At 67.6% G+C, this 15297-nt stretch carries 8 protein-coding genes, 1 tRNA gene and 3 pseudogenes; 8 read left to right on the top strand and 4 right to left on the bottom strand.

From position 1 onward, the window contains the following. Positions 1-2: 2 nt before the first annotated feature. From ACPEE0_RS13550 to ACPEE0_RS13540, 3 genes and pseudogenes are all read right to left on the bottom strand, one after another. Positions 3-2472: pseudogene (locus tag ACPEE0_RS13550) on the bottom strand (transglutaminase TgpA family protein). Beyond that, positions 2469-3934 (bottom strand): annotated as a pseudogene (locus tag ACPEE0_RS13545) (DUF58 domain-containing protein). Before ACPEE0_RS13545 ends, ACPEE0_RS13550 begins: the two co-directional pseudogenes overlap by 4 nt. Positions 3935-3942: 8 nt before the next feature. Next, positions 3943-5064, bottom strand: a complete 1122-nt coding sequence (locus tag ACPEE0_RS13540; RefSeq protein WP_424574643.1) for an AAA family ATPase — start codon at positions 5062-5064, stop codon at positions 3943-3945. A 163-nt stretch (positions 5065-5227) separates the two neighbouring features. Between ACPEE0_RS13540 and ACPEE0_RS13535 the strand changes: the two are divergent. The 5 genes and pseudogenes from ACPEE0_RS13535 to ACPEE0_RS13515 all read left to right on the top strand — a co-directional run bounded on the left by ACPEE0_RS13535 (position 5228) and on the right by ACPEE0_RS13515 (position 11442). Next, positions 5228-6134 (top strand): annotated as a pseudogene (locus tag ACPEE0_RS13535) (TatD family hydrolase). A gap of 282 nt (positions 6135-6416) precedes the next feature. Continuing rightward, positions 6417-7583 (top strand): ubiquitin-like domain-containing protein, encoded by a 1167-nt coding sequence (locus ACPEE0_RS13530; protein ID WP_424574642.1) that lies wholly within the window; start codon positions 6417-6419, stop codon positions 7581-7583. Positions 7584-7737: 154 nt separating this feature from the next. Next, complete coding sequence (gene rsmA, locus ACPEE0_RS13525; protein ID WP_424574641.1) at positions 7738-8610, top strand: 16S rRNA (adenine(1518)-N(6)/adenine(1519)-N(6))-dimethyltransferase RsmA; 873 nt, start codon at positions 7738-7740, stop codon at positions 8608-8610. Beyond that, positions 8607-9572: a 4-(cytidine 5'-diphospho)-2-C-methyl-D-erythritol kinase gene (locus ACPEE0_RS13520; protein ID WP_424574640.1), complete on the top strand. Its 966-nt coding sequence runs from the start codon at positions 8607-8609 to the stop codon at positions 9570-9572. The genes rsmA and ACPEE0_RS13520 overlap by 4 nt, the downstream gene beginning before the upstream one ends. A 40-nt stretch (positions 9573-9612) precedes the next feature. Continuing rightward, a complete protein-coding gene (locus ACPEE0_RS13515; protein WP_009356258.1) occupies positions 9613-11442 on the top strand; it encodes an ABC-F family ATP-binding cassette domain-containing protein in 1830 nt (609 codons plus the stop codon). A gap of 160 nt (positions 11443-11602) precedes the next feature. Here ACPEE0_RS13515 and ACPEE0_RS13510 read toward each other — a convergent pair whose 3' ends face one another. Next, complete coding sequence (locus tag ACPEE0_RS13510) at positions 11603-12229, bottom strand: TetR/AcrR family transcriptional regulator (RefSeq protein WP_133350979.1); 627 nt, start codon at positions 12227-12229, stop codon at positions 11603-11605. 134 nt (positions 12230-12363) lie between these two features. Here ACPEE0_RS13510 and ACPEE0_RS13505 point away from each other — a divergent pair. From ACPEE0_RS13505 to ACPEE0_RS13495, 3 genes are all read left to right on the top strand, one after another. Further along, positions 12364-12435 (top strand) — tRNA-Gln (locus ACPEE0_RS13505). A 101-nt stretch (positions 12436-12536) separates the two neighbouring features. Next, complete coding sequence (gene glmU / locus ACPEE0_RS13500; protein WP_424574639.1) at positions 12537-14015, top strand: bifunctional UDP-N-acetylglucosamine diphosphorylase/glucosamine-1-phosphate N-acetyltransferase GlmU; 1479 nt, start codon at positions 12537-12539, stop codon at positions 14013-14015. Positions 14016-14017: 2 nt separating this feature from the next. Further along, positions 14018-14998, top strand: coding sequence for a ribose-phosphate diphosphokinase (locus ACPEE0_RS13495; RefSeq protein WP_009356261.1), 981 nt, complete (start codon positions 14018-14020; stop codon positions 14996-14998). Positions 14999-15297: the final 299 nt, after the last annotated feature.

The following is a 15297-nucleotide window of genomic DNA, read 5'->3' as shown; positions in this document are numbered from 1 at the left end:
CCTTACCGTGAACGCACGGGCAGGGCGCGGGAGGCGGCCTTTGCCGTTGCGGCGAGAAGCCGTCCCGCCGCCCGGAAAGGTGCCGCGACCATCCGTCCCAGCCGGCCCATGACTGACGGCGGAAGCCAGGCGGCGCGGAACCGCTGCCACCGGGTGGCGTTGCAGCGCAAGGCGAACTCCAGGGCTCCAATGTGTTCCGCCGGGTCGGCGCCGCCCGCATCCTGCCGCTCCCGCCCAGGGCCGCCCGTGTTTGGCCCCGCCGGCTGGGGCCGGCCGTACCTGTACCGCTCGAAATCCGAGGTGAGAACCCCCACGGCCCGATGGGCAGCCGCATCCATGCCGCCGGGTTCCCCAAAGCGGCTGCGAAGCCGGCCGGCATAGGCCCGCGGGGTCTCGCTGGGGACCGGGGCCACCCCGAAGTCGGTACCCAGGTCCACCACTTCGCTCCACGCCAGCGGGACAGCCTCACCCGGGTTCCTGGGCCGGAGGCGACGGGTCCGGGCAGTGGCCCGGACCAGGTGCGGTGACGCGGCCAGCAGGGCCGCACCCAGGACTGCGCCGGCGCCGATCAGGAACGGCAGGAGCTGCAGGCCGGCGTCCGTGCCGCCGCCCGTGCCCGGAACCGGAACAGGGGCAGCGCTGGGCGCGGGGGCTGGCGCCGGAGTGGCGTCAGGAACCAGGTCATCCCCATTGTCGACTGCACCCGGGGCGGATGGGGACGAGGACTCGCTCGCGTAGCCGGGAACCACGCCGCGGGAGGGGGTGGGCTCGAAAGGCACCCAGCCCACGCCCTGGAAGTACAGTTCCGGCCAGGCATGTGCGTCGCGCGCATCCACCTCGAACTCGGGAAGCGCTCCCTGGCCGGCCACCGTGACAGTGGCTCCGGTCAGCCTTCCCGGAGCGTAGCCCACCGCGATCCGGCTGGGGATACCTTCCAGCCTTGCCATGACGGCCATGGCCGATGCGTAGTGGATGCAGTAGCCGCTCTTCTGCTCCAGGAAGTCAGCCAGGACGGACAGGCCGTTGCCGTCATAGCCGTTCTGGACCGGTGACTGCAGGGAATAAGTGAACTCTGCCGAGCGAAGGTACCGCTGGATGGCCATCGCCTTCTGGTACGGGGTGTTGCCGGGGCCTGCCACGGTCCCGGCAGTGGTCCGCACGATCTCCGGCACGTTGCCGGGGATCCTGGTGAAGTCCTCGGGAATGTTCTGCAGCGGCGCGGAGGACTGCGCCAGGAGGTCGGCGGAAAGGTTCGGCACCGACGACGTGACCACGTATTCCTGCCGCCGGGAGGTGGTGTCCGAACCCTTGATGCTGAGGGTGGCCGGATCCCAGGTCCAACGGCCGTCCAGCCCCCGCACTGATTCGGGAGCGTACGGTGCCGGAAGGTAGGGGCTGTTGAAGGAGCCGGTATCGATGGCAGTCACCTGCTGCACCTGGTCGCTTGCCGGGGCGGCGTAGCCGGGGTCGATCTGCCCCACGAGCGGAAGCCGGGAGGCGTTGCGGTCGTCCGGGCCCCAGGATTCGCCGTCGAAGTTGTCCACCGTGACCGACCGCAGGTAGAGCGGGCTGGCCGCATTGGTGGCGTAGGTGATCCGGCCGCTGCCGTCAGGGGCCCGCAGGCTGTTTCCCAGGGTGATCATGGGGTTCAGTCCGGTGGAGGTGCCCCACGGATTGAGCCGGGAGCCCTGCGGGAATGTCCCTGGTCGAACCCGGGGATGGCCAGTGCAACCAGTTGGGTGACAACCAGGGCAGCGGCACCCGTCAACGCTGCCCGCCGGACCTGCCCGGGGGTCCGCGCGGAATCGGCCTGGGTGCGCGGGTCGGGGCGAACCATTGGCTGAACGCAAGGATCATCAGGTAGCCGGCAACGGCGCCGGTGAAGCCCCAGAATCCGACGCTTTGCGGCTTGATCACGGCCGGAACCACCAGGATGGCGAACAAACCCACCCCGGTAGCGGCGGGCATGCCCAGGGGTACGGCTAGTGCGTCCACGAGGATGACGGCCAGGCCGAGGACGGCGCACATCACCATGACGATTCCGGCGTTCGGCGCCACCGGCGCGGTTTCGGAGAGGACGGTTTCGCTGGCGCGCCGGATGAACCGGCCCAGCTCGGTGAAAGTGGCAGGGGTGGGGATGAACCCCAGGACGCTCGAACCGCGGAAGAACGTGAGGGTCAGGATTGCGGCCAGCGACAGGAAACCGCCGGCAGTCACCAGCAGCGGCTGGGCCCGGATGGCGCGCAGCGATGCCAGGGTGAAGCTTACCGCCAGCACCGTGGTGAGCACGGGCCAGTACCAGCCCCAGCCCCTCAGCACACCGTTCAGGGAGAGGGCAGCACCGCAGACCGCTACCGATACCGCCAGCGCCATCGCCCAGGGAAAGGCACCAACGCGGGACCGGGCGGGGGAGGCTCCCGCAGCCTGCTGATGCTGCCCGGTCTCCGGAGACCGGGCCGGGGCGATGGTCACCGGACCACCCCCGCCCCGCGCCTGACTTCCACGGCCGGTGCCGGGAGCTCCACGTCCTGGTCGAACTGTCCCCACGCCGAGGCCACGGGGACCGACGGCGGTACGGCCACCGCACGCCACCCGCCCTGGCGCAGCGCCTCGAGGACAGGATCGAAGTCCGCAGTCCTGTCCGCCACCACGATGGCGAAGGCGTTCGTGCCGTAACCGGCGGCGGGGGCGAGGGACAGCGCCTCCTCGGGCGAGATCCTCCCCAGCACGGCAATCAGGGGCCCCCGCATGCGGTGGGCTGACAGCTTGTCCATCAGCCGGTCGTCGAAGGGTGGAGGCCCGGAATCCTGGCTGGCGCGGTTACGGTGGCCGGAGAGCCCGGGGAGGGAGAACCCGCGGGGCGCCGCGTCCGGGAGCCGGCCGTCACGGTGCTGGTGGTGGTGTGGCGCGGTGAGCTGGATCGCGGCAAGGCTTTCGGCGATCGACTGGAGACCGGAGGTGCCGCTGTATTCCTCCGCTTCCGGGTCGGGCGCAGACGGGGAATGGAGGAACGCCGGTTCCCCGCGGACATCGAGCAGGCGCAGGCCGTAGTTGCGTTCTGAGAGATGCGCGCTGATGGACATCGCCGCCACCACTGCCCACTCGAACGTGCCGCTGGTGGCCATGGCAGGCCCGTCCTGTGCGGACAGCCCGGCAGACACGGCCGTGGAACCGGAGGAAAACGCCGGAAAGCGGTGGTCCAGGATGATGGTCGCCTCGGGCGTGGTGACGGATTCCTCCTGCCTCACCATGAGGGCGCCGTGCCGGGCGGTGGCCGCCCAGTGGACCCGGCGCATGGGATCGCCATGGCGGTATTCGCGGGTCATGACGTCGTCGTCGCTCGGGTTGGCCCGGATCCTGGTCGCTGTGACGCCGTCGTTGCCGCGTGCCCCGGCGAGTCCGGTCAGGGGCAGTACGACGGCGGCAGGCGTCACCGTCAGGATGTCGCCGTCGTCGATGGCCTGGCGGTGCAGGGAAAGCCCGAACGGGTCGGTGAACTCAGCCGTGACCGGCCCAATGCGGAACTGGCCCCGCCGGGCAGAGCGCAGGTGGTACTCATAGCGGCTGGTTCCGCCTGTGGCTGACCGGGACGGGAACCGGAATGCGGGGGATTCACCGAACCGTGGCGGCAGGCGCTCCTCCATGGTGGCCCGGCCGCTGCCGTTTCCGGTCCGGGAAACGGCCAGCCGCACAGTGGTGGGGGCCGACGTTTCCACGGGGGAGGGGTTGAACTCCCGGTAGACGCGGAAACGCGGCTTGACCAGGCGGATGCCGGCCAGCGAAACCAGGGAAGGACCAGCAGCAGGACGCTGAGCGTGAGCAGGTCGCGCCGGCCCATGATGTATGCGGCGGCCAGGGCGGCGGCGCCGGCGCCCAGCATCCCCCAGCCTCGCTGGGTGAAGAGATGCCGCGGAAGCCTGTCCAGCAGCGCCATGGTTCCGCCTAGCGGTTCCTGCCCAGGCCGGCCACGGATGCAGTGCTCCTGCCGGCCGGAGCAGCGTTGGAATCCGAGGGCGCGTGCGGAACCGGCAGCTTCGACAGGATGCCCCGCAGGACGCTGTGGGGCGTCTCGCCCGAGCCTGCGGCCTTCCGGTCCAGGATGATCCGGTGCGCCAGGACCGCCTCCCCGACGTGGACCACGTCGTCCGGAAGCACGAAATCGCGGCCGTCAAGGGCGGCAGTGGCCTTGGCAGCGCGCAGCAGCTGCAGCATGGAGCGTGGACTCGCGCCCAGCCTCAGGAGCGGGCTTTCCCGGGTGGCCCTGCCCACCGAAACCGTGTACTCCTTGACGGCCTGGGACACGTACACCTGCTGGACCGTGGAAATCATGGCCGCCACTTCGGCCGTGCTGACCACCGCCGACACCATGGCCAGCGGTGATGCCGCCTGGTGCGTCTCGAGCATCTCGATCTCAGCGTCCTTGTCCGGGTAGCCCATGGAAATCCGCGCCATGAAGCGATCCCGTTGGGCTTCGGGCAGCGGGTACGTCCCTTCCATTTCAATGGGGTTCTGGGTGGCGACCACCATGAAAGGCTCGCCCAGGCGGTAGGAGGTACCGTCCACCGTCACCTGGTGTTCCTCCATGCACTCCAGCAGTGCTGACTGGGTTTTGGCCGAGGCGCGGTTGATTTCGTCGCCGATGACGATGTTGGCAAAGACTGCCCCGGGCCGGAACTCAAACAGCCGGGAGGCCTGGTTGTAGATGGACACACCCGTAACGTCGGACGGCAGCAGGTCAGGCGTGAACTGGATGCGGTTGACGGTGCAGTCGATGGTCCGCGCCAGGGTCTTCGCCAGGAGCGTCTTTCCCACTCCGGGCACGTCCTCAAGCAGCAGGTGGCCCTGAGCCAGCAGGACGGTCAGCGCGAGCTTGGCGGCATCTGACTTCCCGTCGATCACGGTATTGACTGTTGAGAGGATGCGCTGGCTGGCGGCGTGGAACGACTCACCGTCCATCGCGGCCGCCTGCCGGTGGCCGTTCAGCCGGCTGACAGGCTCTGCGACGCCCTTGAAGTTACCCGCGGCAGTGCTTCCCTCGGTGGCAATACGTCGGTGGGGTTCCATCGGCAACCTTTCAGCCCGGGTTTCACCTGGACGTGACAGCAAGCCTGCCTTCGCCCCTCGGTGGGCGTTCGCATCTGTTCGTACCAGACTACTAACACAACTGCACCGGCAGACAGAGAGTTCCGACAAAAATGGTGCACCCTCCCGCGGTTAGGCTGGATGGATGTGCACTTCGCTGATTCCCGACGCCTACCGCACCACCGCCGCCGTGGAAGCCCCGGATGACGCAGGCGGCCGGACCGGCGGATTTCCCGCCGGCACCGGAACCGCTGCCGGTGCCGGTCATGGACAACCACACCCATCTTGATTTCCCGGAGGGGAAAGCGCCGGTCGGAATCCGGGCGGCCCTTGACGCCGCGGCCGCGGTGGGAGTCCAGGGAGCCGTCCAGGTGGGATGCGACCTGGAATCCTCCCGGTTCACGGTCCAGGCGGTGGAACAGGACGAACGGCTTCTCGGGGCCGTTGCCCTGCACCCCAACGACGCACCCCGTTATGCGGCCAGGGGCGAGCTGGAGGAGGCCCTCGACGAGATCGAGAAGCTGGCCTCCCACCCGCGGATCCGTGCCATCGGCGAAACCGGGCTCGACTTTTACCGGACCGCGGGCGAAGGCCTGGCCCACCAGAAGTACTCCTTCCGGCGCCACATCGACATCGCAAAGCGCCTGGACCTGACGCTGCAGATCCACGACAGGGATGCGCACAGCGAGGTGGTGCAGGTCCTGCGCGAGGAGGGCGCACCGGAGAGGGTGGTGTTCCACTGCTTTTCGGGTGACGAAGAACTCGCGGAAATCTGCAACCGGGAGGGCTGGTGGATGTCCTTTGCCGGCACGCTGACCTTCAAGAATGCCGAGAACCTGCGCTCGGCGCTCACCGTTGCGGATCCCGCCCTGGTCCTGGTGGAGACCGACGCGCCGTTCCTGACCCCCCATCCCCACCGGGGGCGCCCGAACGCGAGTTACATGGTGCCCTATACCGTCCGGGCGATGGCCGAATTGACAGAATCCGACCTGGGCGCGCTTTGTACCCGAATCAGCGAAAATACCGTGCGGGCATACGGATCCTGGTCGTGATAGCTGCGCAATCCTGGGTGTTCAGGGGAATACCTGGTATGCAGATTTGTTGGCCGGTTTATAACGCTACGGTTACAGTGGAAAACTGTTAGCCGGGGTCGGGGAAGGCCATCGGGTAATTCACTTCATCTTGCAACACGCGCGGGTGGGCCTCAGTCCCGCCCAGGCCGTTGCGCGGAGTGTGGCGGCGCAACGGTGCCCGGACTGCTGTTATTCACGGTAGTGCCGGGCATTTTATTGCGCGATCCCCGTGCCCGGAAGGACCTAAAGTTACGGGCAAACGTGGTCAAGTTCTTCACAACGGACGGCAAGATCAGCTTTTTCAAGGTCGGTGCCCAAATGCTGGTGCTCTGTGCACTGGTGGTGGGGCTCGTAGCCTTCGTGGGCAATAACAAAACCGTCACGGTGAACGTGGACGGCAAAGTCACGTCCGTGCAGACTTTCGGCGGAACCGTCGGCCAGGTGGTTAAAAGCGCCAACCTGGAACTCAAACCGACGGACAGGGTTTCCCCCGCAGTTGACGCCACCGTCCAGAACGGCACCGTCATCAACGTGAACCAGGCCAAGGAAGTCACCGTGAGCCTGGACGGGGCGGAAAAGACCGTCAACACCACCGCCCAGGACGTGGAGGACCTGGTGACCGAACTCGGTGTTGCCAGTGCCTCATCGGTATCCGCTCCCAAGGACGCCCAGCTCGCCGTCGAGGGTTCCTTCGTGTCCATCTCCACGCCCAAGACCGTCAGCATCGTCGCCGACGGCAAGGTGGACACCACCACCACTACGGCCGCTACCGTGGGCAATGTCCTGGAAGATGCAGGCCTGGCCCTTGGCGCCAACGACCGCACCTCCCAGCCCGCCAACGCACACGTGGTCAACAACATGGTGATCAAGGTTTCCCGCGTCGACAACGGCCAGACTGCTGTGGCCACCGAGGACGTTGATTTTGAAACGGTGACCACCGAAAGCGCCGAACTGCTGAAGGGTGAAAAGGAAGTCACCCAGGCCGGTTCCGCCGGCAGGGTGGAGAAGACCTACAAGCTGGTCCTGGTGGATGGCCGCGAGGCCTCCCGGACCCTTGTGTCCGAGACGGTCACCGTGCAGCCGGTGGCGGAAAAGATCACGGTAGGCACCAAGCCCAAGCCCGTCGCCCAGGCTGCCCCGGCAACCACCGGCAGCAACACCGGTGCTGCCGCGCCGGCGATGATGAACGAGGCCATGTGGGACAAGATTGCCCAGTGTGAGTCCGGTGGAAACTGGAGCATCAACACTGGCAACGGCTACTACGGCGGCCTGCAGTTCGATATCCAGACCTGGATTGGCGCCGGCGGCGGGGCCTATGCCCCCAACGCCAGCCTCGCCACCAAGGCCCAGCAGATCGACATCGCCAACCGCGTCTACGCACAGCGCGGCCTGCAGCCCTGGGGCTGCGGCTGGGCAGCCACCAGCTGACGGCCAGCTGCCCCGCCCTTGGCGCCTGCGGCCGGGTCCGGACTTTCCGGGCCCGGCCGCAGCCGTTAACCGGCGGCCCGGAGTTCCCTTTCCGGACAGGTCCGGGATGTGCGGCTGTCCCGGACGGAATCCCCGCGCGGGATAGGATACCTAGGTGACTGAACCCATCCCCGCCGCGCCCGCACCGCTGTTTGGTGCCTCCGATATACGCCGGCTGGCGGAGGAAATAGGGGTCAGGCCCACCAAGACCCTCGGCCAGAACTTCGTCATCGACGGCAACACCATCCGCCGGATCGTCGCTGCCGCTGACGTGAAGCCTGGCGAGACAGTACTGGAGGTGGGCCCCGGCCTCGGGTCCCTGACACTTGGGCTGCTGGACGCCGCTGCCGCTGTGGTCGCCGTCGAAATTGATCCCGTCCTTGCGGCGAAACTGCCCGAAACCGTGAAGGAATGGCGTCCCGCCGCCGCAGCTGCCTTCCACCTGGTGCACGCCGATGCCATGAAGGTCACCGGACTTCCGGTCCAGCCCACAGCACTTGTGGCCAACCTGCCATACAACGTGGCGGTGCCCGTGGTGCTGCACCTGCTGGAGCAATTCCCCAGCCTGCAGCACGGGCTGGTCATGGTGCAGGACGAAGTGGCGGACCGCCTCGCGGCCGGCCCCGGCTCGAAGACCTATGGCGTCCCATCGGTGAAGGCCGCCTGGTACAGCCACATGCGCAAGGCCGGTGTCATCGGCATGAATGTCTTCTGGCCCGCGCCAAAGATCCACTCCGGCCTGGTTGCCTTCACCCGCCGCGAGCCGCCGGCCACCACGGCAACCCGTGAACAGGTGTTCGCGGTGGTGGACGCCGCGTTCGCGCAGCGCCGCAAAACCTTGCGTGCCGCGCTTGCCGGCTGGGCCGGGGGAGCGCCGGAAGCTGAACGCTGCCTGCTGACAGCCGGCGTGGACCCAACTGCCCGCGGTGAAGTCATTGACATCGCCGCGTTTGCCCGGATCGCCGAGGCCAAGGAAACCGGGGCGTGACGGCGGCGCGGCCGGGCCGGTTCACTGCCAGGACCGTCAGGGTCAAGGCACCCGGCAAAGTCAACGTGTCCCTGGACGTCGGGCCCCTCCGCCCCGACGGTTACCACTCGGTGGCCAGCGTTTACCTCGCGGTCTCCCTGTATGAGGAAGTGGCCGCCACCAGCACCGAGACGCCCGGGATCACGGTCAGCATCAGCCCGGACAGCACCCTGGACCTGGACGCCGTCGACATTCCCCTCGACGGCAACAACCTGGCGTACAAAGCCGCCGCAATCATGGCGGACGTTTCCGAACATGCCACCGGAGTGCACCTGGAAATTACCAAGCGCGTCCCGGTGGCCGGCGGCATGGGCGGCGGATCCGCCGACGCCGCGGCGACACTCCTGGCCTGCGACGCACTCTGGAACAGCGGCCTCTCCCGTGAAGAACTGGCCCACTTGGCCGCGGAGCTTGGTGCCGATGTCCCCTTCTCCCTTTTGGGCGGGACCGCCGTCGGCCTGGGCCTGGGCGACAAGCTGTCCCCGGCACTGGCCAAGGCGCAAACCCACTGGGTCCTGGTCACTGCCGACTACGGCCTGTCCACCCCTGAGGTGTACCGGACCCTGGACCGGCTGCGTGAAGCTGAAGGGGTGGAAGTAGCCGAGCCCACCGGCGTCGACCCCCAGATCCTGACTGCCCTGCGCAGTGGTGACGCTGAAGCGCTGAGCCGGGTCCTGGTCAACGACCTCCAGCGGGCGTCCATTGAACTTGCCCCGTCCCTGCGCGATACGCTGGGCATCGGCGAATCCCACGGGGCCATTGCCGGCATTGTGTCCGGGTCCGGTCCAACCGTGGCCCTGCTCGCGGATGATTCGGTGGCCGCGGAGGCCCTGGCTGAGGCTTTGCAGCGCTACGGCTTGTCGGCCCTGGCCGTGCACGGTCCGGTTCCGGGGGCGCGCATCGTGTCCGACACCCTGATCTGACCCCTTTTACTCCCACCCGAGCAGCAGAAAGCAGTTCCCTTTGGCACACCTTCTTGGCGGCGAAAACCTGACGGTTTCCTACGCAACCCGCACCGTCCTTGACGGCGTCACCCTGGGACTCGAGGAGGGCGACAGGATCGGCATGGTGGGCCGCAACGGCGATGGCAAGTCCACCCTGATGAGGCTGCTCGCCCTGCGTTCCACGCCGGATTCCGGCCGGGTCACCAAGCGCGGCGACGTCAACATCGGCTACCTGGACCAAAGCGACGTGCTCGACGGCGACCTGACCGTGGGTGCCGCGATCGTGGGGGACCAGGCCGACTACGAGTGGGCACGAAATCCACGGATCCGCGAAATCATGGGCGGGCTGGTGTCCGACGTCGACTGGCACGCCAATGTCCATGCCCTGTCCGGCGGGCAGAAACGGCGGGTTGCCCTCGCCAAGCTGCTCATCGAGGACCATGACGTCATCATGCTTGACGAACCCACTAACCACCTCGACGTTGAAGGTGTGGCCTGGCTGGCCCGGCACCTGAAATCGCGCTGGCGCGCCAACCAGGGCGCCTTCCTGGTGGTGACCCACGACCGGTGGTTCCTCGATGAAGTGTGCACCAAGACGTGGGAAGTGCACGACGGCATCGTGGACCCCTTTGAAGGCGGCTATGCGGCCTACGTCCTTGCCCGCGCGGAGCGGGACCGGATGGCCGCCGTCGTGGAGAGCAAGCGCCAGCAGCTGGTCAAGAAGGAACTGGCCTGGCTCCGGCGCGGCGCGCCCGCCCGGACGTCCAAGCCGAAATTCCGGATCGAAGCGGCCAACGCCCTGATCGAGGATGTCCCGGAGCCGCGCGACTCCATGGCGCTGAACAAGATGGCCACGGCCCGGCTGGGCAAGGATGTGCTGGACCTCGAGCACGTCTCGCTCAACTTCCGCGGCGGCGACGACGGCCGGAAGCTTTTCGACAACATCACCCTGCGCCTGGCACCGGGTGAGCGCCTGGGGCTGGTGGGCGTCAACGGCGCCGGCAAGACTACCCTCCTCAAGCTGCTCAACGGCGAGATTACGCCTGACGCCGGCAAGCTGAAGCGCGGCAAGACCGTGGTCACGGCCGTGCTCACGCAGGAAGTCAAGGAACTCGACGACGTCTCCGACCTCCGCGTCATTGAGGTCATCGAGCGGGAAAAGCGGTCCTTCAACGTGGGCGGCCGGGAATTCACGGCTGGCCAGCTGGTGGAGCAGCTGGGCTTCACCAACCAGAAGCAGTGGACCCCGGTCAAGGACCTGTCCGGCGGTGAACGCCGGCGCCTGCAGCTCCTGCGGCTCCTGGTGGGGGAGCCCAACGTCCTCATGCTGGACGAGCCCACCAACGACCTGGACACAGACACCCTGGCTGCGGTTGAGGATGTCCTGGACGGCTGGCCGGGCACCCTGGTGGTGGTCAGCCACGACCGCTACCTCCTTGAACGCGTGACGGACCACCAGATGGCCCTGCTCGGCGACGGCAAGCTCCGCGGCCTGCCCGGCGGCGTGGACCAGTACCTTGAGCTCCGTGAGTCCGCCCTCGCCGGATCCACGGTGACCGGCGGCGGCAACCCTGTCACCAGCGCCGGCGGCGCGGCTCCGGCCGCCGCCCAGTCAGGCCCCTCCGAGGCCGAAAAGCGGGAGGCCCGCAAGGCCCTTAACCGGATCGAGCGGCAGCTGAAGAAGCTCGAGCAGCAGGAAAAGAAGCTCCACGACGACATGGTCAAGAGCACGGAGAAGTCCGACTTCGACGCCTTGGCGGAACAGAACAAGCAGCTCAAGGACCTGGGCGAGGAAAAGGACGCCCTGGAAATGGAGTGGCTCGAAGCCTCGGAGCTCCTGGGCGACTGACAAAGGCGACGCGGGCACCAGCGGTGCAGGAGGCCTTCGTGTAGTCGCGCATCGCGGCGCATCGGGCGCCGGAGGTCGCCCAGCGACCGCAGGTGCCCCTATGCGTAGTGTCTAAGCGACGGCGGAGGGCCACCACGCCGCGGACGGAACCAGCGGAAACTCACCCCTCGCTCTTGAGCTCCGGTTCCTTCTTGAGGCCGGTCAGGCCGTTCCAGGCGAGGTTGACCAGGTGCGCTGCCACAGTGTGCTTGTCGGGCTGGCGGCTGTCCTGCCACCACTGGCCGGTCATGGCCACCATGCCCACGAGCATCTGGGCGTACATGGCGCCGTCTTCACCGCTGAAGCCGCGGCGGGAGAATTCGTCGGAGAGGATGTGCTCCACCCGGGCGGTGACGTGCGAGAGCAGGGTGGAGAAGGCCCCTTCGGGCTGGGAGGGCGGGGCGTCCCGCATCAGGATGCGGAAGCCTTCCGTGCGGTCCTCGATGTAGGTCAGCAGCGCCAGCGCGGCGCGCTCCACGAGGACGCGGGGCTTTGCCTCCTCGGCCAGGGCGGCGCTGATGGAATCCAGGAGGATGTGGAATTCGCAGTCCACCACTTCGGTGTACAGCCCCTCTTTCGAACCGAAGTGTTCGTAGATGACCGGCTTGGATACGCCTGCGCAGGCGGCGATCTCCTCGATGGTGGTGCCGTCCAGGCCCCGGACGGCAAAGAGGCCCCGTCCGACGCCGATCAGCTGGCTCCGGCGCTGCAGTGCGGTCATCCGGGTCCGCGGGGGGTTGTTGCTCACATTTCCATCATGCCCTACGGCCCTGGCCCGGCTTTCCGGGGCTGCGGAGCGGGCGCGGCGGGCCCGTGTCGCGCCGCGCCCCGAACCCATGGCAAAATAGGGACTTGTGCCCGGGCCTTGCGCCTGGGGCATGGTCCGCTCTGGTGTAACGGCAGCACCCCGGCCTTTGGAGCCGTGGAGTATAGGTTCGAATCCTATGGGCGGAACTGCTGTGCGAGGAGTTCAGTAGGAGGACACCCGGTACCGCGCCAACAGGCCGGCCGGACACCGCAAGCGCCAGCGCAACCCAGGCAAGGAGAGCCCGTACGTGATCCCCGAGAAAACCGGCCCGGCCGCCGTCATCGTCCTGGCAGCAGGCGCCGGTACGCGGATGAAGTCACGTACCCCCAAGATCCTCCACGAAATCGGTGGGCGGTCCATGGTGGGGCACGCGCTCCTGGCGGCCCGCAGCGTCAACCCGCAGCAGCTCGCCATCGTGGTCCGCCACGAACGCGACCTGGTGGCGGAGCACGTTTCCCGGCTCGACCCGTCGGCCCTGATCGTTGACCAGGACGATATCCCCGGCACCGGCCGCGCCGTCGAAGCGGCACTCCAGGCCCTTGACGCGGAGCAGCAGCTCACCGGCACCGTGGTGGTCACCTACGGCGACGTCCCGCTGCTGTCCGGCGGGCTCCTGGCCGAACTGGTTGCCACCCATGAGCGCGAAGCCAACGCGGTGACCGTCCTGACCGCGGTGCTGGACGACGCCACCGGCTACGGGCGGATCCTGCGCGGTGAGGACGGCACTGTCACCGGGATCAGGGAGCACAAGGATTCCAGCGAGGCCGAGCAGCTCATCCGCGAGGTCAACTCCGGCATCTACGCCTTCGACGCCGCGGTGCTGCGGGAAGCCCTGGGCAAGGTCACCACCGAGAACGCGCAGGGGGAGAAGTACCTCACGGATGTCCTCGGACTGGCGCGGGAGGCAGGGGGCCGCGTGGCCGCCGTCGTCACCGCGGACCGCTGGCAGGTGGAAGGCGCCAACGACCGCGTCCAGCTCGCAGCGCTTGGCGCGGAACTGAACCGGCGCACCGTGGAAGCCTGGATGCGGGCCGGCGTCACCGTCGTGGACCCCGCCACCACCTGGATCGATGTCTCCGTCACGCTCGACGAGGACGTCCGGCTCCTGCCCAACATCCAGCTCCATGGAGCCACCACCGTGGCACGGGACGCCGTCGTGGGCCCGGACACCACCCTGACGGACGTTACCGTCGGCGAAGGCGCCAAGGTGGTCCGCACCCATGGTTCCGGTGCCGTGATCGGGGCGGGCGCCGCCGTCGGGCCCTTCACGTACCTCCGCCCGGGCACGGTCCTGGGCGAAAGCGGCAAGATCGGCGCCTTCTACGAAACCAAGAACGTGACCATCGGCCGCGGCTCCAAGCTGTCCCACCTCGGCTATGCAGGTGACGCCGAAATCGGCGAGGACACCAACATCGGCTGCGGAAACATCACAGCCAATTACGACGGCGAAAAGAAGCACCGGACGGTCATCGGCTCCGGTGTGCGTACAGGTTCCAATACGGTCTTTGTTGCCCCGGTCACCGTGGGGGACGGCGCCTACAGCGGCGCCGGTGCGGTGATCCGCAAAGACGTACCCGCCGGCGCCCTTGCGTTGAGCATCGCTGCCCAGCGCAACACCGAAGGCTGGGTCCCTGCCCACAGGCCGGGAACCCGTTCGGCCGAACTGGCCCAGGCGGCCACCAAAGACTCCTCAAGTACCCCGGCATCTACAGAAGAGGGCAAGTAATAATGAGCGAAATTACGGCGCACGGCGAGAAGAAGCTGGTGCTCGCCACCGGGCGGGCACACCCGGAGCTTGCCCGGGAAATCGCCAAGGAGCTCGGGACGGACCTCCTCCCGGTGGACGCCTACGATTTCGCCAACGGTGAGATCTACGTCCGCGCGGGCGAAAGCGTCCGCGGCACGGACGCGTTCGTAATCCAGGCGCACCCGGCCCCGCTGAACAACCACCTGATGGAACAGCTGATCATGATCGATTCGCTGAAGCGCGCCTCAGCCAAGCGGATCACCGTGGTATCGCCGTTCTACCCGTACTCCCGGCAGGACAAGAAGGGCCGCGGCCGCGAGCCCATCTCCGCCCGCCTGGTGGCCGACATGTACAAGACCGCCGGCGCGGACCGCATCATGAGCGTGGACCTGCACACCGCCCAGATCCAGGGCTTCTTCGACGGTCCCGTGGACCACCTGATGGCCATCCCGCTGCTGGCCGATTACATCCGCACCCGGGTGGACGCCGACAACATCACCGTTGTTTCCCCCGACACCGGACGCGTCCGGGTGGCTGAACAGTGGGCCGAGCGGCTGGGCGGCGCGCCCCTGGCATTCGTGCACAAGAGCCGCGACCTGACCGTCCCCAACCAGGCCGTGTCCAAGACCGTGGTGGGCCAGATCGAGGGGCGCACCTGCGTCCTCATTGACGACATGATCGACACCGGCGGAACCATCTCCGGCGCAGTCCAGGTGCTGAAGAACGCCGGCGCCAAGGATGTCATCATCGCCGCCACGCATGCCGTCTTCTCCGAGCCCGCCGCCCAGCGGCTCTCGGACTCCGGTGCGCGCGAAGTGGTTGTCACCAACACCCTTCCGCTGTCCGCCTCCCAGCGGTTCCCGCAGCTGACCGTGCTGTCCATCGCGCCGCTGATCGCACGCGCCGTCCGTGAAGTGTTCGACGACGGCTCCGTCACCAGCCTGTTCGACGGCAACGCGTAGCACTCCTGGTGGGTTGGGCCCGTCGAAACCCGGTTTCGACAGGCCCAACCGCCGGCGACCGGGCCCGGTTTAAGGAAACCGGCCCGCCGCTGGTAGGCTTGTCCCCGATACCTTGGCGAGGGAGAGCAGCCGGTTGGGTTTACGCCCGGCAACGGCCTGCAGTCTCCGTTATCGACTGGGTCTGATCTGCCCTTCATTGCGAAGGGCGCCTTCGTGAAGAGCCGCCTCCGGGCCGCCCGGCGTTGAAGGTCGAACCAGACCTCCGCCCTTGCTGAACACCGTTTAGTCTTCAAGGAGAT

The organism is Arthrobacter sp. SD76, assembly GCF_049726125.1.
Classification (GTDB): domain Bacteria; phylum Actinomycetota; class Actinomycetes; order Actinomycetales; family Micrococcaceae; genus Arthrobacter; species Arthrobacter nitrophenolicus.
Note: the sequence above shows the minus strand (reverse complement) of the source record. Positions and strands in the feature narration are given on the sequence as shown.